This is a genomic window from Amycolatopsis mediterranei (assembly GCF_026017845.1).
Classification (GTDB): Bacteria; Actinomycetota; Actinomycetes; order Mycobacteriales; family Pseudonocardiaceae; genus Amycolatopsis; species Amycolatopsis mediterranei.
The window spans coordinates 489,922-507,693 of record NZ_CP100416.1 but is presented as its reverse complement, the minus strand read 5'-3'; the positions used below and the strand labels follow the sequence as shown (position 1 = coordinate 507,693).

Sequence of the window (17,772 nt, the reverse complement as noted above, 5' to 3'; positions counted from 1 at the left end):
CGCTCTACTTCTTCGCGTACTTGATCGACGACGCGACGAGCTCGGTGCGCTCCCCGCTGGCGGCGCGGATGGCGGCGCGGCGGGCGTTGATCGGCTCGTCCTGGATCTTGGCGTGCAGCTTGAGGATCGCGTCCAGCAGCATCTCCGGCCGCGGCGGGCAGCCGGGCAGGTACATGTCGACCGGCACGATGTGGTCGACGCCCTGGACCACGGCGTAGTTGTTGAACATGCCGCCGGAGGAGGCGCAGACGCCCATCGCGAGCACCCAGCGCGGCTCGGCCATCTGGTCGTAGATCTGGCGCAGGACCGGGGCCATCTTCTGCGTGACGCGGCCGGCGACGATCATCAGGTCGGCCTGCCGCGGCGTCGCGCTGAAGCGCTCCATGCCGAAGCGGGCGATGTCGTAGCGGGAACCGCCGACCGTCATCATCTCGATCGCGCAGCAGGCGAGGCCGAAGGTGGCGGGCCACAGCGAGTTCTTGCGCGCCCAGTTGACGAGGCCTTCGAGGCTGGCCAGCAGGATGCCGTTGGGGAGTTTTTCTTCCAGGCCCATGGGTCTAGTTCCAATCCAGGCCGCCGCGCCGCCACACGTAGGCGTACGCGAAGCCGACCGTCGCGATGAACAGCAGGATCTCCACCAGGCCGAACGTGCCCAGCGCGTCCGCCTGCACGGCGAACGGGTAGAGGAAGACCATCTCGATGTCGAACAGGATGAACAGCATCGCGGTGATGTAGTACGCGACCGGCATCCGCCCGGCGCCGACGAGCGGCTGCGGGGACGGTTCGATGCCGCACTCGTAGGCGGACAGCTTGGCCTTGTTGTACCGGCTGGGGCCGACGAGCGGGCCCAGCAGGACCGACAGCACGGCGAAACCGAGCGCCAGCACGAACAACAGGACCAAGGGCAGGTAGGGCTTCAGGCTCGGGGCCTCTTGCGCCAGCTGCACCGTGTCGGTCCGGGTCAGCAACGTCAGCACGGGGTCTTCGCCATCCTTTCCGCGCCGCTGCGGTTGAGCTTGTGGTGGGGAACCGCTGGGCCTCGTCGGCACCCTAAGGGACCTGGGTCACACCGCCGAGGGTCAGGGTCTCCTTACGGCCCGTGGCTGGACCGGGTGGGGGAAAACACAGAGCTTGTGAAATAGTTCACAAGCCACTCGTCGCGGATGTGAAGGGATTCACAAAGCATGGGGGGAGTCTAGGACGCGACTCACACTCTTGTCCCTAGTACCCCGTGTTATAAGGGTCCCCTAAGTTTGGCCGCCATCGTTGTCACAGGTCGGCAACACCGCGCGCGCGACCTGCGCGAAGGGCGGTCAAGATCGCGTTCCGGATGGACAAAACGGGCGCTGACCTGTGATCTATCCCACTGACCGCACGGCCAACTTGCTACGCCACTCGTGTGTCCGCGCGCGGACGGGCCCGGCACGGAAGCCGTGCCGGGCCTTCGGAAACGGGGTCAGCGCGGGCTGGGCGTGACCTTCGCGAGCGCCGCGATGAGGCGGTCGACGCCGTCGCCGCCCTTGGCGTCGTAGCAGCCCGAGAGGCCCTTGTAGACCAGTGGCAGGAGCTTGTTGACGCGCAGCCCGTACTTGGTGCACGCGTGCATGATCTTCGGTTTGCCGATGATCTTCGCGAACACGTTGCCCAGCTGGTAGTAGCCGCCCATCAGCTCGCCCACGGCCCGCGGGTACGCCTCGAGCGCCCGCTCCCGCGAGGGCCCTTCGCGCCGCGCCAGGGCCTGCACGACGACCTCCGCGGCGATCTGCGCGGACTCCATCGCGGCCGAGATGCCCTCGCCGTTGAACGGGCTGACCATGCCGCCGGCGTCGCCGAGCAGCAGCAGGCCGTCGCGGTAGTGCGGGGTGCGGTTGAAGCCCATCGGGAGGCCGGCGCCGCCGACCTTGCCGATCGCGTTCTCCTCGCGGTAGCCCCACTCCTCCGGCGTCCCGTCGAGCCACTGGCGCAGCAGCGCGCGGTAGTCGGTGTTCCGGAACGACGCCGACGTCGAGAGCATGCCGAGGCCGACGTTCACCGTGCCGTCGCCGAGCGGGAACGCCCAGCCGTAGCCCGGCAGCAGCTTCGGGTTCCGCGGGTCCGAGCGGTCCCACAGCTCGAGGTGGCCCTCGATGAACGGGTCGTCGTGGCGCGGGCTCTTGTAGTACTGGCGCACCGCGACACCCATCGGGCGCTTCTCGTTCTTCTGGATGCCGACGCTCAGCGCGAGCCGCGCCGAGACGCCGTCGCAGGCCAGGACCAGCGGCGCGCGGTAGTGCACCGGGGTCTTCTCCGGGCCGACCTTCGCCTCGACGCCGACCACGCGCCCGCTCGCGTCGGTGATCGCGCTCATGACGGTCGTGCGCTCGTAGAGCCGCGCGCCCGCCTTCACGGCGAGCTTCGCGAGGAGGTCGTCGAAGTCGTGGCGGGTGCGGGAAACGCCGTAGGGCGGGTAGCTGGTCAGGTCCGGCCAGTCGAGCTCCAGCGTCAGGTCGCCGGTGAGGATCCGCAGGCCGCGGCTGTGCACCCAGCCCGCGTCGGTGGCTGTATCTATTCCAAGGTCGATGAGCTGCTTGACGCCGCGCGGGGTCAGGCCGTCGCCGCAGACCTTCTCGCGGGGGAACTCGGTCTTCTCCAGCAGGAGGACGTCGACGCCCGCGCGGGCCAGGTAGGTGGCCACGGTGGACCCTGCGGGTCCGGCGCCGACGACGATGACTTCGGCGTCCTGGTCTGGGCTACGACGGCTCATGGCCGCGAGTTTAGGCGGGCTTTCGCGCGCGGTGGATCGCCACGACGCCGAATGTGAGGTTCAACCACTCGACGTCGGCCCAGCCCGCGCTCGCGGTGATCTCGCCGAGCGTGCGCTGGTCGGGCCAGGCCAGCATCGATTCGGCCAGGTAGGAGTACGCCTCAGGGTTGGACGAGGTCCGCTTGCCGACCCAGGTCAGCAGCTTCAGCATGAACCGCCGGTGGACGAACCGGATCGGGGCGAACGGCGGGGTCGAGACCTCGCAGATGACCAGCCGGCCGCCCGGCTTGACCACCCGGGCGATCTCGGTGAGCGCGGCCTTCGTGTCGACGAAGTTGCGCAGCGCCAGGGAGATCGTCACGGCGTCGAAGCTCTCGTCGGCGAACGGCAGGTTGAGCGCGTCCGCCGCCACCATCGGCACGTTCCGGTGCTTGCCGGCGCGGAGCATGCCGAACGAGAAGTCCGCGGCCAGGCACCAGGCGCCGCCGCGGGCGTACTCGACGGTCGACACCCCGGTGCCGGCCGCGAGGTCCAGGACCTTTTCGCCGCGGCGGGCATCGAGCACGCGGGCGGTGGTGGTGCGCCAGCGCCGGTCGAAGCCGAACGTCATGAACGAGTTCGCCCGGTCGTACCCGTCCGCGACGCCGTCGAACATCGCGGCGACTTCGTGCGGGTCCTTGTCCAGGCTTGCGCGTGACATGGCTTGAATTTAGACACCTCGGCTGCGCTTGTCCTCCGAGGGTGGTGCCCGAGCGGGCAAACCCCGAGCAAAGCGGTGACAAAGCAACAGCAAAGCCGGCCTCGGCAGTGTCTTCCTCACGGCAGGCGAACAGCCGGCCCCCGAGAAAGGCACTACGAGATGAGCTTCGTCAAGAAGGCGGCGGCCGTGGCCGCGCTGACCGGCGCCGTCGTCGGTGGTTCCCTGATCAGCTCGGCGCCCGCGATGGCGGGCACCGACGGCGTGGTGACGATCCAAGGCGCCTGCGGCGACAAGTTCAACCCGTCGGTCGGTGGTGGCGCCGCCGCCTGGACGATCACCTGCACCAGCGGCAAGGTCGCGGTCAGCGGCTGGGTGAAGGACACCGACGCCGACGGCAAGGCCGCCGAGGTCTACGGCACCTGGGAAGACGGCAGCAACTTCGGCACCGTCCGCGCCGGTGGCGAGGGCACGAAGAAGGAGTTCAACAAGACCCACGCCGGCTCGCACGTGTACCTCTACCTGCGCGTCATCTGATCCCCGCCGGATGGGCCCGCGGCCGGCCAGGCCGCGGGCCCGTCCGCCAGGATCCGGCGTTCGAGGTCCCGCAGCGCGCGGCCCGGTTCCAGGCCGAGCTGCCGGACCAGCACCCGGCGGGCGCCGCGGTAGGCGTCGAGCGCCTCCGCCCGCCGCCCGTCGAGCGACAGCGCCACCATCAGCAGGTAGTGCAGCCGTTCGCGCAGCGGGTACCGCCGCACCAGCCCGGTCAGCTCGGCCACCACCGCCGCGTGCCGCCCGAGGTCCAGTTCGGCCTGGTGCAGCTGTTCGAGCAGGACCAGGCGGCGCTCGGTGAGCCGCAGTACCTCGTCGGCCAGGACCGGGACGTCCAGGCCGCCGTACGGCGTGCCGTGCCACAGCGCGAGCGCCTCGCGGATCAAGGCGGTCCGTTCGGCGGGCCGCGGCTCCCCCGCCGCCCGCCCGGCGAGCGCTTCGAAGCGGACGGCGTCCAGCTCGCCCGGCCGGACGACGAGCCGGTAGCCGCCGTGCCCGGAGCCCAGCCGCTCGCGCTCGGGCAGCGCGGACCGCAGCTTGTGCACGTGCCAGTGCAGCTTCCGCGCCGCGCGCCGGTCGGGATCACCGTCCCACAGCGCGTCAGCCAGCACATCGGCCCGGACGAAGTGGTTGGCGTCGGCCAGGAGCACGCCGAGCAGGGTGCGCCGCAGCCGGCCGGGCACGGGGATCGCCCGCCCGCCGGAAACCAGGGTGATCGGACCGAGCACCGCGAAGTCCACCGGAATGTCCCTTCTCGTTTCGAGAAGTCGATCTTGACGCGCCGGTGTACAAATCCCGTACAGAACCGGGCAAACCGGGCTCAGCCGTGGGTGGCCAGCATGCCGGCCACCGCCGCGGGCCAGGTGAACTCCTCGGCACGGGCCCGCGCCGCCGCCCGCCGCTGGTCCTCCGGGTCGCCCAGCAGATCCGTGACGGCGGCCGCGAACGCGGGCGCGTGGTCGTCGACCGCCGCCCCGCAGCCCGGCCGCACGATCTCCCGCAGCGCCGACGACGCCGACACGACCACCGGCGTCCCGGACGCCAGCGCCTCCAGCGCCGCGAGCCCGAACGTCTCGTGCGGCCCGGGCGCGAGGGAGACGTCCGCGCTGGCCAGCAGCCGGGCGACGTCGCCGCGGCCGGGCAGGAAACCCAGGAACGTCACCGGCAGGCCGCGCGCCCGGCGCTCCAGCGCCCGCCGTCGCGGCCCGTCGCCCGCCACCACCAGCCGCACGCGCGCACCTGACTCCGTCAGCTCGGCGACGGTGTCCACGCTGCGCTCCACGTGCTTCTCCGGCGACAGGCGTCCACAGTGGACCAGCAGGACGTCCGCGCCGCCGGCCAGACCGGCGCGCCAGCCGTCGTCGCGCATGGCGGGCCGGAACGTCGTGAGGTCGACGCCGAGAGGGACGCGGCGGACGTTCGGCGCCGCGATCCGGTCGAACTCCGCGCGCGCGAACGCCGTCGTGCAGACGACCGTGTCGTAGCTGGCGGCCATCCGCCGGTTCGCGGCGTCGGCGACGCGGCGGGCCACCGGCTCGGGCAGCAGGAACTGCTCCAGCAGGCGGTCGAGGCGCTCGTGGGAGATGACCGTGCTGGGCACGCCGTGGCGGCTCGCCCAGCTGCCCATCCCCCGCAGGGTCAGCCGGTCGGACACCTCCAGGCGGTCCGGCTCGAGCTGCCGCAGCACCGCGCGGACCCGGTGCGGGTCGACGGCCCGGTAGCCGCCGGTGCCCGGGATCTGCGGTGCCGGCAGGGAGAACCGGCGCACGCCGGTCGGCAGGACCTCGTCGGCGTACCGGCGGCCGGGCACCACGAGCGTCACCTCGTGGCCGCTCGCGACGTAGCCGGCGCCGAGGTGGTGCAGCGCGGTGCGCAGGCCGCCCGAGCGCGGCCCGTAGAAGTTCGCGAGCTGGACGATGTGCACGTCAGGCCGCGCGGGCGGCCCGGCCCCGCACGGCTTCGTAGTGCCCGACCAGCTCGTGGCAGACGGCGGGCCAGGTGCGGCCCAGCACCACCTTGCGCGCCTTCTCGCCGAGCCTCGCGCGCAACGCGGCGTCGCGCAGGGCGTCGACCTTCTCGACGAGCGCCGGGCCGAACCGCTCGCGGTCCGCGGGCAGCAGGTAGCCGGTGCGGCCGGGCAGCACGAGGTCCTTCGGGCCGCCCGCGTCCGGGGCGAGCACCGGCAGCCCGGAGGCCATCGCCTCCTGCACCGCCTGGCAGAATGTCTCGTGCGGTCCGGTGTGGACGAAGACGTCGAGGCTCGCGTACGCCTTCGAGAGCTCTTTGCCGTACTTCGCGCCGAGGAAAGCGGCGTCCGGCAGCTGCTCCCTGAGGTTTTCGAGTTCGGGCCCGTCGCCGACGACGACCACGCGGATCCCCGGCACCGCGGCCAGCGCGGCCAGCCGGTCGACCTCCTTCTCGGGCGCCAGCCGGCCGACGAAGCCGACGAGCAGCTCGCCGTCCGGGGCCAGCTCGGCCCGCAGCACCGGGTCGGCGTGCGCCGGGGAGAACCGGTCGATGTCCACGCCCCGCGCCCATCGGTGCACCCGCGGCACGCCGTGGAGCCGCAGCTGCTCGACGGAGTCGCTGGAGGGGGCGAGGGTCCGGTCGGCGCGTGAGTGCAGCCGCCGGACCCAGCGCCACGCGGCGCGGGCGCCGATGCCGAAGCCGTACGCGGCGGCGAACCCGGCGATGTCGGTCTGGTAGACGGCGATCGAAGGGACGCGCAGCCGTCTCGCCGCGGCGAGCCCGCGCGCGCCGACGACGAACGGCGACGCCAGGTGCACGACGTCCGGGCCGAACGCGGCCAGCGCGTTCAGCACCGTGCGCGTCGGCAGGCCGATCGGCAGGGAGCTGACCCCGGGGACGTCCAGCGCGGGAATCCGGATCACCGGGGCACCGCGGTAGGAGTCCGGGCCGGGGCCGGGGGCGATGATCAGCACGTCGTGCGCGCGTTCGCGCAGGTGCTCGACGACCCGCAGGACGGAGTTGGTCACGCCGTTCACCTGGGGCAGGAAACTTTCGGTGACTATGGCGACTCGCACGTCCTGGACGATCGCACCCGATCCTGGCGCTGGTGTGACGTGTGAGCCAACGCTGCCGGAACAGATCGGCTACGACATGTCATCTCAAGGTCGTGTCCTGGAAACCAGGGTGGCCCAGACTAAGCAGGCATGACCCTCTTGTCCTCACGGCCGCCGCGGCCCGTCGAGCCCGGCCTGCTGTCGAGGGCGCTCGAAGTGGCCGGGCGGCTGGCCAACGACGCCACCGACGTGATCACCGCGACCGCCGGCCGCGGCGCCCACCCTTCGACGCTGGACTCGCCGTTCGACTGGGTCACCGACACGGATCGCATTCTGGAGCGCCACACGCGGCGCGTCCTGACCGCGGAGTTCCCGGGCATCCCGGTGGTCGGCCACGAGTTCGGCGCCGACCACGGCGCGGACATCGCGGAATACCGCTGGGTGGTCGACTCGGTGGACGGCACGGCGAACTACGTGGCCGGAGTGCCGTGGTGCGCGTACAGCCTGGCGCTGGTGGACGCGGCGGGCCCGGTGGTGGGCGTGGTGGCGGACCCGTACCGAGCCCAGATCTACGCCGCGGCGCGCGGCCGCGGCGCCCGCGCGAACGGCAAGCCGATCAAGCTGGTGGACCGCTGCGTGACGGCGGGGGCGCTGGTGTGCACCGAGCTGGCCCGCAGCGGACCGTGGCCGGGCATGGGCGGCTTCATCGAGCGAGCGGCGGCGGCCCACGCGGGGGTCCGGGTACTGGGCTCGGCGGCGTTGTCGATCGCCCAGGTGGCGTTGGGCCACGCGGCGGCGGCGGTGCTGCACAGCTACCACGAGTGGGACGTGGCCGGCTCGGTGGCGATGGCCATCGAGGCGGGGGCGGTGGTGCTGGACAAGCACGGCGAGGACACGGCCCTGCCGACGGACGGCCTGCTGGTGGCCGCCCCAGGGGTGGCGGACGAGGTGCTGGGCTGGTGGCAGGAGACGGCGGGCTGAGTTATCCACATCATGTCCGGCTATCCACAGATTCGCCGCATCACCCATTTGTGCAGCGACCCACCGATAGACTGGAACAGGGCACGCCCCCCAGGGTGTGGCGGGGAGCTGTCTGGGCGGCCGGGGGCCTCAACCCCGCAAAAGCACACAGCCCGCCCTGCACCTCCCCCGCCCCTCGTCCCAGCCGCAGTCAGCACCGGAGAGCCGGGGTCAAGGGTGAGCGAAGCTCAGCCGTAGGCGCCCTTGAGGCCGGCTCTCCGGTGTTGAACGATCGAGGACGAGGAGCAGGGACCACTCAGGCCGAGACCACAGCCCGCTTGTCCTGCCGCCGGATCCACCAAAGCCCCGGGCCGGCCACCAGCCAAGTGAAGAACACGAAACTCCCCAGCGGCAGCAACGTCAGCGTCGCCGACCGACCGGCCACCCGGGCCAGCTCCGGATCGGACGCGTCGTACTCGATCCGCACCAGCTGCCCGGCCGCCAGCCCGTCCGGGTACAGCACCCCGTTCGCCGGGCTGTGCACGATCCCGTCCGGCGTCTCGAAGTGGATGATCGTGCGGTCGAACGCCACCGAATCCACCGTGGCCGTCGCCGTGCCCAGCTGGGCCGAAATCGCGCTGTCGTTGCGGATCGCCGCGAACAGCAGGCACACGCACATCACCGTGAGGAGCGAGGCGACGCCGAGGATGGTCCACCACCCGACGCGCCTCGCCCGCTCACCTCTCGTGCTCACGCCGCGAGCGTAGCGGTCTTGTTCAGCCCGCGTGTTCGGCGGCGAGGAACCGGTGGTTCGCCTGGATCTGGTCGTACGAACGCGGCTTCACCGAAGCCGGAGCCGCGAGACGGGCCGCGACTGCCGCAGCGCCGTTCGGGCCGACCGCCGGCTTGCCCGCCGTGTACAGCCACGTCTGGAACAGCTCGTGCAGCGGCTTGCCCGAGATCTTCTCCGCCAGCGCGATGAAGTCGAGGATCCGCCCGTTCGCCCCGCCCCGCTGCGCCTGCCACGTCTGCAAAATGGCGAAGAACGCCTCGTCGCCGACGGCCGTCCGCAGCGCCTGCAGCGTCAGCGCACCCCGGTCGTAGACCGCGTTGTCGAACTGGTTGTCCGCGCCCGGGTCGGCCGGGACCAGCTTCCACAGGTCGCCGTCGGCCGGGTTCGAGTCGTACGTGTACTGCGCCAGCTCCGCGACCGTGCCCTCGCCTTCGTGCTCCGACCAGAGCCACTCCGCGTAGGACGCGAAGCCCTCGTTCAGCCAGATGTCGCTCCAGCGGCCGAGCGAGACGTTGTCGCCGAACCACTGGTGGGCGTTCTCGTGCGCGATCAGCGTCGTGTTCGAGCCCGCGCGGAAGTTGCGGACGCCGTACGTCGGCCGGGTCTGGTTCTCCAGGGAGAAGCCGATGCCGCTGGTCACGACGCCGCCCTCGGCCTCGAACGGGTACGGCCCGAACTGCGTCGCCAGGAACTCGTCGATCTCCGGCGTGCGCTCGACGCTGGCCTTCGCCGCGTACAGCGAGTCGCCCAGGTCGGCGCCGTACGCGGTGATGAACGGCTTGCCGTCCGGCGTCGTGGACTCGACGACCTCGTACTTGCCGACGATGAACGACGTCAGGTACGTCGCCTGCGGCTTCGTGCTCCGCCACTGCCAGCGGGTCCAGCCCGCGCGGCTCTTCGTCTTGCGGACCAGGGTGCCGTTGGAGATGGCGGCGTTGTCGTCCGGCGCCTCGATCGAGACGTCGTAGGTCGCCTTGTCGGTCGGGTGGTCGTTGGCCGGGAACCACCACGCCGAACTCTGCGGCTCGTCGATGCCGAGCGCGCCGAAGGAGCCCTTCTTCCACGCGTTGATGCCGTCGACCGTCTCGGTCGACGGGGTGTCCGCATAGGCGACCACGACGGTCGCGGTCTGGCCCTTGAGCAGCGGCTGCGCCGGCGTGACGACGAGCTCGCCGTTGCCCGTCTGGTTCGCGAACTGGGCGGGGCGGTTGTTCACCCGCACGCTCGACGCCTTCAGCGCGAAGTCCAGGTCGAACCGCGAAAGGTCCTGCGTCGCGGTGAGCAGCAGCGTCGTGGTGCCCGACAGGAGATCGGTCGCGGGCTGGTAGGTCAGCCGGATGTCGTAGTGCAGCACGTCGGTGCCGCCGTTGCCGGCGTTCGGGTAGTACGGGTCGCCGACGCCGGGGGCGCCGGGGGCGGGCGCCGCGCTCGCGGTGCCGGCGAGCAGCACCGAGACGACGCCGGCCGCGAGCGCACCGAGACCGGTACGCGTTCTTGCACGCATTCGAATTCCTCCAAAAGGAGTGAGGATCAGCGCGCTCGAACGTAGCCAGCCAAGGAGCACCCAGGAACAGCCGAAGGGAGGTTTCTTGCCTGCTGGGAAAGTACCCGGAAAGCGGTTGACGTCAGACCGCGGAGACGGCCGAGGAGACCGCCGCCCGCAGGCGGGCGTGCAGGTCGCGGTGCCGCGACCGGTCCACCCGCACCTCGACGACCCGCAGCCCGGGCGCGGGCGCCAGCGCCGCCTGGAACTCGGTCAGCGTCTCGGCGACGACGTGCGGGACGCGGTAGCCGGCGCACAGCGCGCCCAGGTCTGCGCCGTGCGGCGTGCCGAACACGCGCTCGAAGCTGGCCGAATGCTCCGGCGCCCCCTGCTCCAGCAGGGAAAAGATGCCGCCGCCGTCGTCGTTGAGGACCACGATCGTCAGGTCGGGCCGCTGCTCGGCGGGCCCGGTCAGCAAGCCTGACGCGTCGTGCAGGAACGTCAGGTCGCCCAGCAGCGCGTACGACGGGCCGCGGTGCACGTACGCGGCGCCGATGGCCGTCGAAACCGTGCCGTCGATGCCCGCGACGCCGCGGTTGCGGTGCACGAGGACGTCCGGCCGCAGCCGGCCGGCCAGTGCGACGTCCCGGGTCGGGTTGGACGAGCCCACCACCAGCAGCGAGTCCGGGGGCAGCGCGTCCACCAGCTCGGTGGCCACCCGCAGCCCGCTGGGCCACGGCTCGTCGGCCAGCGTCGCCGCCACCGCGGACGCGGCCGCCGCGTCGGCCCGGCGCCAGCTCGCCAGCCACTCCGGGTCGGCGGGCTTGGTCGGTTCGTCGAACCACTGCCCGACCTGGCGGACGTTGTGCGCGGGCGCCGGCCAGTCCGAGTCCGGGCGCACCAGCAGCACCTCGACCTCGGCGTCCGAGAGCACCTGCTGGATCTGCCGGAACACCGTCGGACGGCCGAGGCAGAGCACCTGCTCCGGCTTGTGCCTGCTGATGAACTCCTCGACGGCCAGCAGCCACACCCCGGACGAGATCGCCGTGCCGCCGGACAGCCCGAGGCCGCCGGTCTCCGACACGACCGGCCAGCCGTGCTGCTCGGCCCACTCGCTGGCCGCCTGGACGCCGGTGTCGCACGCGATCACCAGGCCGTGGCGCGCCGAAGGCACCACGAACGACGGCAGCGCGCCGAAGTCCGGCAGCTCGGTCCAGCGGGACCCGTCGGCCCGGCCGTCGAGCGATTCGTACCATTCCCCGTCATCGTCCAAATCGGGCACGAGCGGCTCGCGGAACGGGATGTTCAGGTGCACCGGCCCGCAGCGCCACTCGCCGTAGGCGGCGTTCCAGGCCCGGCAGATCTGGCTTCGCCAGTACGAGTTCTGCCCCGCCCGCCGCTCGGCGACGGCCAGCTCGTCGAAGTAGCGGACGGCGTCGCCGTAGAGCTGGTGCTGGTCGATGACCTGCGACGCTCCCGCGGCCCGCAGCTCGGGCGGCCGGTCGGCGGTCATCACGATCAGCGGGACACCGGCCCGGTCGGCCTCGAGCACCGCCGGGTGGAAGTTCGCGGCCGCGGTGCCGGACGTGCAGAGCACGGCCACCGGACGGCCGGTGCGCGCGGCGATGCCGAGGGCGAGGAAGCCGGCCCCGCGCTCGTCGATGCGGACGTGCAGCCGCAGCTTCCCGGCCGCGGCCGCGTCGTACAGCGCGATCGACAGCGGCGCGTTGCGGGAGCCCGGGCAGAGGACGACGTGCGAAACGGTGTTGCGGACGAGTTCGTCGACGATGACCCTGGCCTGCGCGGTGGAAGGGTTCACCGGCACGCCCCTGGTACGCCGCCATCAGTCATGTCCACAGGTCCTATCCTCGCAAACGTGGATGACGCCCGAGTTTCCGAGCTGTTCGACCCCGCCGCGTGGACCGGGGTCGAAGGTTTCGCCTTCACCGACATCACCTACCACCGTTCCGCTGAGAACCGTGGCGGCAAACGCGTGGTGCGCATCGCGTTCGACCGTCCGGAGGTCCGCAACGCCTTCCGGCCGCACACCGTCGACGAGCTCTACCGGGCCCTCGACCACGCCCGGATGAGCGCCGACGTCGGCTGTGTCCTGCTCACCGGGAACGGCCCGTCGCCCAAGGACGGCGGGTGGGCGTTCTGCTCCGGTGGTGACCAGCGTATTCGCGGACGCTCCGGCTATCAGTACGCGAGCGGGGAGACCTCCGACACGGTGGACCCCGCGCGGGCCGGCCGGCTGCACATCCTCGAGTGCCAGCGGCTCATCCGGTTCATGCCGAAACCGGTGATCGCGGTGGTGCCGGGCTGGGCCGCGGGCGGCGGGCACTCCCTGCACGTGGTGTGCGATCTCACGCTCGCCTCGGCCGAACACGCGAAGTTCAAGCAGACCGACGCCGACGTCGGCTCGTTCGACGGCGGCTACGGCTCGGCCTACCTGGCGAAGATGGTCGGGCAGAAGTTCGCCCGCGAAATCTTCTTCCTCGGCCGCGAGTACTCCGCCGAGCAGATGCACCGGATGGGGGCGGTCAACGCCGTCGTCCCGCACGCCGAGCTGGAAAAAGAGGCCCTGACCTGGGCGTGGGAAATCACCCGCAAGTCGCCGACGGCGCAGCGGATGCTGAAGTACGCGTTCAACCTCACCGACGACGGCCTGGTCGGCCAGCAGCTGTTCGCCGGCGAAACCACCCGGTTGGCCTACATGCAGGACGAGGCCGTCGAAGGCCGTGACGCCTTCCTCCAGAAGCGCGACCCCGACTTCAAGGACGTCCCCTATTACTACTGAGCTGCTCCCGGTCCACCTCGACGGCTCGCCCGAAGCGCTCGAGACGCTGCAGGCGGCCGTCGCGGCCGCGCTGGGCGGCGGCCCGGCGGTCCTGCCGTTCACCGACCCCGCGCTGCGCGACGCCATGGCGCCGGACGAGCCCGCCGAACCGGGCACCGCCGTGGTCATCGCCACCTCGGGTTCGACGGGCGCGCCCAAGGGCGTGCTGCTGTCGGCCCGCGCGCTGACCGCGTCCGCCGAGGCGACGCACGCCCGGCTCGGCGGGCCGGGGCACTGGCTGCTGGCCACCCCGGCGCACTACATCGGCGGGCTCCAGGTGCTGGTCCGGTCGCTGCTGGCCGGGACGGACCCGGTGCTGCTCACCGGCACCGGCTTCCGCCCGGACGACTTCGCGGCCGCGGCGGCCCGGCTGGAGGGCGGCCCGCGGTACACGGCCCTGGTGCCGACCCAGCTCGTTCGGCTGCTCGACGACGGCGGCGCGGGGCTGGCCGCGGCGAAGACGTTCGACGCCATCGTGGTCGGCGCGGCGGCGACCTCGGCCGCCCTGCGGGAGCGCGCCGCCGACGCCGGGGTGCGGATCGTGCCCGCGTACGGGATGAGCGAGACGGCCAGCGGCTGCGTCTACGACGGCTTCCCCCTCGACGGCGTCCGCGTCGACCTCTCCGGTGACCGGATCCGGATCGCCGGGGACGTCCTCGCGCACGGCTACCGGCGCCGGCCGGACCTGACGGAGGAGTCGTTCGCGGACGGCTGGTTCACGACGTCCGACCGCGGGGTCCGGCACGGCGACGGCCGCATCGAGGTCCTCGGCCGGGCCGACGACATGATCAACACCGGGGGCGTGAAGGTGTCGGCGAACGCGATCGAGCGGTGTCTTTGCGCCCAGCCCGGGGTGCGGGACGCCTGCGTCGTCGGGGTGCCGGACCCGGAGTGGGGCGAGGCCGTGGTGGCCCTGGTCGTCTCGCGGGGTGAGCACGGCGACCTGCGCGCCGCCGTCCGCGCGGAACTGGGCGCGGCGGCCACCCCGAAGCGCATCGAATTCGGCGCCGAGCTGCCGCTGCGCGGGCCGGGCAAGGTCGACCGGGCGGCGGTGAAGGCCCGGCTCGAGCCGCGTCCGACCGGCTGAATGGCGGCAGTTCGTTGACACGCACGGGGTGCGCCCGCTTGGCTACTCACCATGACGCGCTGGATCAGAACTGCTCTCGTCGCCACGGCCGTCACGCTGGGCGTCCTGCTGCCCGCGAGCGCGGCTCTCGCCGACGACGTGGACCCCAACAGCGGCTCGCTCGTCTGGCAGCTGCCGACCTCGGACTGACCATGACGTCCCGGGCCGGGGGCTCCGCCACCCGGAACCCCCGGAAGACTTCGCGGGTTCCCGCTCGCGGGTGATCACCATGGCGTTGAATGGCGCCATGGCGAGCTTGAGCGAGTGGATCGAAGGGGCCCGGCCGCGGACGCTGCCCAACGCGGTGGCGCCGGTGGTGGCGGGCGTCGGCGCGGCGATCGCGCTGGACGCGTTCTCCTGGTGGCGTTCGGTGCTGGCGCTGTTGGTCTCCCTCTCGCTGATCGTCGGCGTCAACTACGCGAACGACTACTCCGACGGCATCCGCGGCACGGACGAAAACCGCGTCGGCCCGCTCCGGCTGGTCGGCTCCGGCGTGGCCGCCCCGAAGGCCGTGCTCACCGCCGCGCTGATCGCGCTGGGCCTGGCCGGGGTACTGGGCCTGGTCCTGGTGGCCGTCAGCGGGCACTGGTGGCTGCTGGCGATGGGCGCGCTGTGCATCGTCGGCGCGTGGTTCTACACCGGCGGCAAGAAGCCCTACGGCTACTACGGCTTCGGCGAGATCGCCGTCTTCGTGTTCTTCGGCCTGGCCGGCGTCCTCGGCACGGTGTACGTCCAGGCGGGCCGGGTCAGCTGGGCGGCGCTGGCGTGCGCGGTCGCGGTCGGCTGCTTCTCGACGGCGGTCCTGACGGCCAACAACCTGCGCGACATCCCGACCGACATCGAGGCAGGCAAGCGCACCCTGGCCACCCGCTTGGGTGACAAGGGCACGCGACGGCTCTACCTGACGCTGGTGGCGGTCCCGGTCCTGGTGAGCTTGGTCTTCGCAGCCACCGACTACCGCCTGACGGCACTGGCCGGACTGACCGTCGGCCTGCTGCTCCCGGCGGTCGGCGTGGTCCACGGCGGGAAGACCGGGCGCGAGCTGATCCCCGCCCTGCGCGACACCGGCTTCGCCATGCTCGCCTGGGCCGTGTGCACCGCTGTCCTGATGAACCTCTAGCTCTCCGGGACGAACTTCCCGGTCGTCAGGAACTCCTCGAACAACGCCGTGTGGGGCGCCAGGTCGAGGTTCTGCTCGGCCAGCCACTCGTCGTTGTAGTAGGTGTGCGCGTACCGCTCGCCGCCGTCGCACAAGAGCGTCACGACGCTGCCCGCCTGGCCGTCCTCGACCATCCGCGAGATGAGCCGGAACGCGCCGTAGAGGTTCGTGCCGGTCGAGCCGCCCGCCCAGTGGCCGGTCCGCTCGCGCAGCAGCCGGATCGCCGCCAGCGAGCCCGCGTCGGGGATCCGGAACATCTCGTCGATGACGCCGGGGACGAACGACGGCTCGCAGCGTGGCCGTCCGATGCCCTCGATCCGCGACGGCATGCCGGTGCCGTAGTCCAGCGCCCCGGTCTCCCAGGCGCCGTAGAACGACGAATTCTCCGGGTCGACGACGCAGACCTTCGTCGTGTGGCGCTTGTAGCGGACGTACCGGCCGAAGGTCGCGCTCGTGCCGCCGGTGCCCGCGCCGACGACGATCCACGCCGGGATCGGGTGGCGTTCCGAGCGCATCTGCGCGAACACCGACTCGGCGATGTTGTTGTTGCCGCGCCAGTCCGTCGCGCGCTCGGCGTAGGTGAACTGGTCGAGGTAGTGCCCGCCGGACTCGGCCGCGAGCCGCTCCGCCTCGGGGTACATCGCCGGCGCCTGGTCGACGTAGTGGCACTCACCGCCGTAGAACTCGATGAGCGCGATCTTCTCCTTCGACGTGCGCCGCGGCACGACGGTGATGAAGCGCAGCCCGAGCATCCGGGCGAAGTAGGCCTCGGACACCGCGGTCGACCCGCTGGAGGCCTCGACGAGCACGGTGTCCGGCCCGATCTGGCCGTTGACGAGCCCGTAGAGGAACAGCGACCGGGCCAGCCGGTGCTTCAGCGAGCCGGTCGGGTGGACCGACTCGTCCTTGAGGTACAGGTCGATGCCCCACTCCGGGGGCAGCGGGAAGACGTGCAGGTGGGTGTCGGCGCTGCGGTTGGCGTCGGCCTCGATGATCCGGACGGCCTCGCGGACCCAGCTGCGGTTGTGCGGGCGGGTCACTCGGGCTGTCCCTCCCCGCGCAGCTGCGCGCGCAGCTCGGCCCGGGCGCGGGCCCGCTTTTCGTTGCGCTTGGCCAGCCCGGCGGTCACGCGGGCGTTGAGCGGGCGGAACAGCAGCAGGCCGAGCGGCAAGCCGACGACCAGGCCGATCACCAGCGCGACCAGCAGCGGCACCCCGGTCAGGGACAGCGCCCACGCGATCACCCCGACCAGCACGAACCGCGCCAGCAGGTACAGCGTCAGGTCACGGGGCAGGTGGTCGGCCTTCACGTCGCTCACATCAACGCAGGTTACGCCCCGGCCGGCCGGTCCTTCTGCAGGCCCGCGTTGTTCGGGCGGCCCTCGAACCGCGTCGAAAGCACCACAGTGGTGTTCGTCCGCCCGACGCCGGCGATGCGGCGCAGCCGGCCCAGCGTGCGCTCGAGCTCGTCGACGGTCGACACGCGCACCTTGACGACGAACGCCTCGTCGCCGGCCACCGCGTAGCAGCTCTCGACCTCGTCGAGCTCGGCGAGCGCGTCGGCGACGTCGTCCTCCGTGGCCGTGTCGGTCGGGTGGATGCTGACGAGAGCGGTGACGCCGAGCCCGACCGAGCTCGGGTCGACGACCGCGTGGTAGCCGGTGATCACGCCGGCGGCCTCCAGCTTGCCCACGCGCTCGTGCACCGACGACGCGGACAGCCCGACGGCTCGTCCGAGATCGGCGTAGGTGGCCCGTCCGTTGATGCGCAACGCTGCGATGATCTTCCGGTCCAACTGATCCACGGGGATCACTCTATGCGGTTGGACAATCCCCCATTGGCACCACGCCTCGCCGCCGGTGGCCAGGCGAGGGACGTCCTCGCACGTCAAGTCACCGGACGGTAGCTGCCACGGCGAACATTCTGTCCGTTTTGACCTTTAAGGGCTCTTTACTCGCGGACAACCGTTCGAGTACCCGACGGGTGAAGTGCAACGATTGCCGTGTTGGCTACCCCGGCGCGACGGGCAGAAGGCCCGGACGCCTCCGGTATAGCAGTGAGTTCGTTAAGGAGGCGGAAAATGACCGCGACGATGGGCGGACGCCTGCTCACCCCTGGCGAGGTGGCAGCGCTGTTCCGAGTGGACCCGAAGACGGTGACGCGGTGGGCGACCGCCGGCCGGATCGGCTCGATCCGGACCCCGGGCGGGCACCGGCGGTTCCGGGAGTCCGAGGTGAACGAGCTCCTCGCCGAGCTGACCACCGACGCCAGCGAACCGGCGCGCAACGCCTGAACCAACCGGACGCCAGGGCCGTGTCGGGTAGGGGGAACCACCCCGTCCCGACACGGCCTTCGTGCTCTGGTGACCCGGCTTCAGGCCCACCACACGGCCGGAGAG

Annotated in this window: 20 protein-coding genes; 7 read left to right on the top strand and 13 right to left on the bottom strand. The window is 71.7% G+C overall.

Going from position 1 to position 17,772, the window contains the following annotated elements:
• Positions 1-4: 4 nt before the first annotated feature.
• The 4 genes from ISP_RS02665 to ISP_RS02650 form a co-directional block, all read right to left on the bottom strand.
• The gene (locus ISP_RS02665) at positions 5-553 is read right to left on the bottom strand and encodes a NuoB/complex I 20 kDa subunit family protein (protein WP_003081859.1); all 549 of its coding nucleotides are present in this window, start codon (positions 551-553) and stop codon (positions 5-7) included.
• Positions 554-557: 4 nt separating this feature from the next.
• Positions 558-977 (bottom strand): NADH-quinone oxidoreductase subunit A, encoded by a 420-nt coding sequence (locus ISP_RS02660; RefSeq protein ID WP_013222453.1) that lies wholly within the window; start codon positions 975-977, stop codon positions 558-560.
• A 479-nt stretch (positions 978-1,456) separates the two neighbouring features.
• A complete protein-coding gene (locus ISP_RS02655) occupies positions 1,457-2,743 on the bottom strand; it encodes a geranylgeranyl reductase family protein (RefSeq protein ID WP_034285867.1) in 1,287 nt (428 codons plus the stop codon).
• 10 nt (positions 2,744-2,753) lie between these two features.
• The gene (locus tag ISP_RS02650) at positions 2,754-3,443 is read right to left on the bottom strand and encodes a demethylmenaquinone methyltransferase (RefSeq protein WP_013222451.1); all 690 of its coding nucleotides are present in this window, start codon (positions 3,441-3,443) and stop codon (positions 2,754-2,756) included.
• Between the two features lie 159 nt (positions 3,444-3,602).
• Here ISP_RS02650 and ISP_RS02645 point away from each other — a divergent pair, with 159 nt between their 5' ends.
• Positions 3,603-3,977: a hypothetical protein gene (locus ISP_RS02645; protein WP_013222450.1), complete on the top strand. Its 375-nt coding sequence runs from the start codon at positions 3,603-3,605 to the stop codon at positions 3,975-3,977.
• On the opposite strand, the gene ISP_RS02640 is transcribed toward ISP_RS02645, so the two are convergent.
• The 3 genes from ISP_RS02640 to ISP_RS02630 all read right to left on the bottom strand — a co-directional run bounded on the left by ISP_RS02640 (position 3,959) and on the right by ISP_RS02630 (position 6,988).
• The gene (locus ISP_RS02640) at positions 3,959-4,732 is read right to left on the bottom strand and encodes an AfsR/SARP family transcriptional regulator (RefSeq protein ID WP_013222449.1); all 774 of its coding nucleotides are present in this window, start codon (positions 4,730-4,732) and stop codon (positions 3,959-3,961) included. The two genes, ISP_RS02645 and ISP_RS02640, sit on opposite strands and share 19 nt — an antisense overlap.
• Before the next feature lie 80 nt (positions 4,733-4,812).
• Positions 4,813-5,916, bottom strand: a complete 1,104-nt coding sequence (locus ISP_RS02635; protein ID WP_013222448.1) for a glycosyltransferase family 4 protein — start codon at positions 5,914-5,916, stop codon at positions 4,813-4,815.
• 1 nt (position 5,917) lies between these two features.
• On the bottom strand, positions 5,918-6,988 hold the full coding sequence (locus tag ISP_RS02630) for a glycosyltransferase family 4 protein (protein ID WP_274379092.1): 1,071 nt from the start codon (positions 6,986-6,988) through the stop codon (positions 5,918-5,920).
• Positions 6,989-7,165: 177 nt separating this feature from the next.
• On the opposite strand from ISP_RS02630, the gene ISP_RS02625 reads away from it, so the two are divergent.
• Complete coding sequence (locus tag ISP_RS02625) at positions 7,166-7,996, top strand: inositol monophosphatase family protein (RefSeq protein WP_013222446.1); 831 nt, start codon at positions 7,166-7,168, stop codon at positions 7,994-7,996.
• Positions 7,997-8,291: 295 nt separating this feature from the next.
• On the opposite strand, the gene ISP_RS02620 is transcribed toward ISP_RS02625, so the two are convergent.
• From ISP_RS02620 to menD, 3 genes are all read right to left on the bottom strand, one after another.
• The gene (locus tag ISP_RS02620; protein ID WP_013222445.1) at positions 8,292-8,729 is read right to left on the bottom strand and encodes a DUF3592 domain-containing protein; all 438 of its coding nucleotides are present in this window, start codon (positions 8,727-8,729) and stop codon (positions 8,292-8,294) included.
• Between the two features lie 22 nt (positions 8,730-8,751).
• A complete protein-coding gene (locus ISP_RS02615; protein WP_013222444.1) occupies positions 8,752-10,272 on the bottom strand; it encodes a M1 family metallopeptidase in 1,521 nt (506 codons plus the stop codon).
• Positions 10,273-10,393: 121 nt separating this feature from the next.
• Positions 10,394-12,070 (bottom strand): 2-succinyl-5-enolpyruvyl-6-hydroxy-3-cyclohexene-1-carboxylic-acid synthase, encoded by a 1,677-nt coding sequence (menD, locus tag ISP_RS02610; RefSeq protein WP_014466562.1) that lies wholly within the window; start codon positions 12,068-12,070, stop codon positions 10,394-10,396.
• Positions 12,071-12,127: 57 nt separating this feature from the next.
• On the opposite strand from menD, the gene ISP_RS02605 reads away from it, so the two are divergent.
• From ISP_RS02605 to ISP_RS02590, 4 genes are all read left to right on the top strand, one after another.
• Positions 12,128-13,051 (top strand): 1,4-dihydroxy-2-naphthoyl-CoA synthase, encoded by a 924-nt coding sequence (locus ISP_RS02605; RefSeq protein ID WP_013222442.1) that lies wholly within the window; start codon positions 12,128-12,130, stop codon positions 13,049-13,051.
• Position 13,052: 1 nt separating this feature from the next.
• Positions 13,053-14,177, top strand: a complete 1,125-nt coding sequence (gene menE, locus ISP_RS02600) for an o-succinylbenzoate--CoA ligase (RefSeq protein ID WP_176742122.1) — start codon at positions 13,053-13,055, stop codon at positions 14,175-14,177.
• Between the two features lie 51 nt (positions 14,178-14,228).
• Positions 14,229-14,366: a hypothetical protein gene (locus ISP_RS02595; RefSeq protein WP_014466561.1), complete on the top strand. Its 138-nt coding sequence runs from the start codon at positions 14,229-14,231 to the stop codon at positions 14,364-14,366.
• Between the two features lie 97 nt (positions 14,367-14,463).
• Positions 14,464-15,336, top strand: coding sequence for a 1,4-dihydroxy-2-naphthoate polyprenyltransferase (locus ISP_RS02590; protein WP_014466560.1), 873 nt, complete (start codon positions 14,464-14,466; stop codon positions 15,334-15,336).
• Here ISP_RS02590 and cds1 read toward each other — a convergent pair.
• Genes cds1 through ISP_RS02575 form a run of 3 tightly spaced genes read right to left on the bottom strand, consistent with a single transcriptional unit; the run spans position 15,333 to position 17,178 of the window.
• Positions 15,333-16,415 carry an L-cysteine desulfhydrase Cds1 gene (cds1, locus tag ISP_RS02585; RefSeq protein WP_013222439.1) on the bottom strand — a complete coding sequence of 361 codons (1,083 nt, stop codon included), beginning with the start codon at positions 16,413-16,415 and terminating at the stop codon, positions 15,333-15,335. The genes ISP_RS02590 and cds1 overlap by 4 nt on opposite strands.
• A complete protein-coding gene (locus tag ISP_RS02580) occupies positions 16,412-16,693 on the bottom strand; it encodes a DUF4229 domain-containing protein (protein ID WP_013222438.1) in 282 nt (93 codons plus the stop codon). The genes cds1 and ISP_RS02580 overlap by 4 nt, the downstream gene beginning before the upstream one ends.
• A gap of 11 nt (positions 16,694-16,704) precedes the next feature.
• Positions 16,705-17,178 (bottom strand): Lrp/AsnC family transcriptional regulator, encoded by a 474-nt coding sequence (locus ISP_RS02575; RefSeq protein ID WP_014466559.1) that lies wholly within the window; start codon positions 17,176-17,178, stop codon positions 16,705-16,707.
• Between the two features lie 276 nt (positions 17,179-17,454).
• Between ISP_RS02575 and ISP_RS02570 the strand changes: the two genes are divergently transcribed.
• Positions 17,455-17,667: a BldC family transcriptional regulator gene (locus ISP_RS02570; RefSeq protein ID WP_003081896.1), complete on the top strand. Its 213-nt coding sequence runs from the start codon at positions 17,455-17,457 to the stop codon at positions 17,665-17,667.
• Positions 17,668-17,772: the final 105 nt, after the last annotated feature.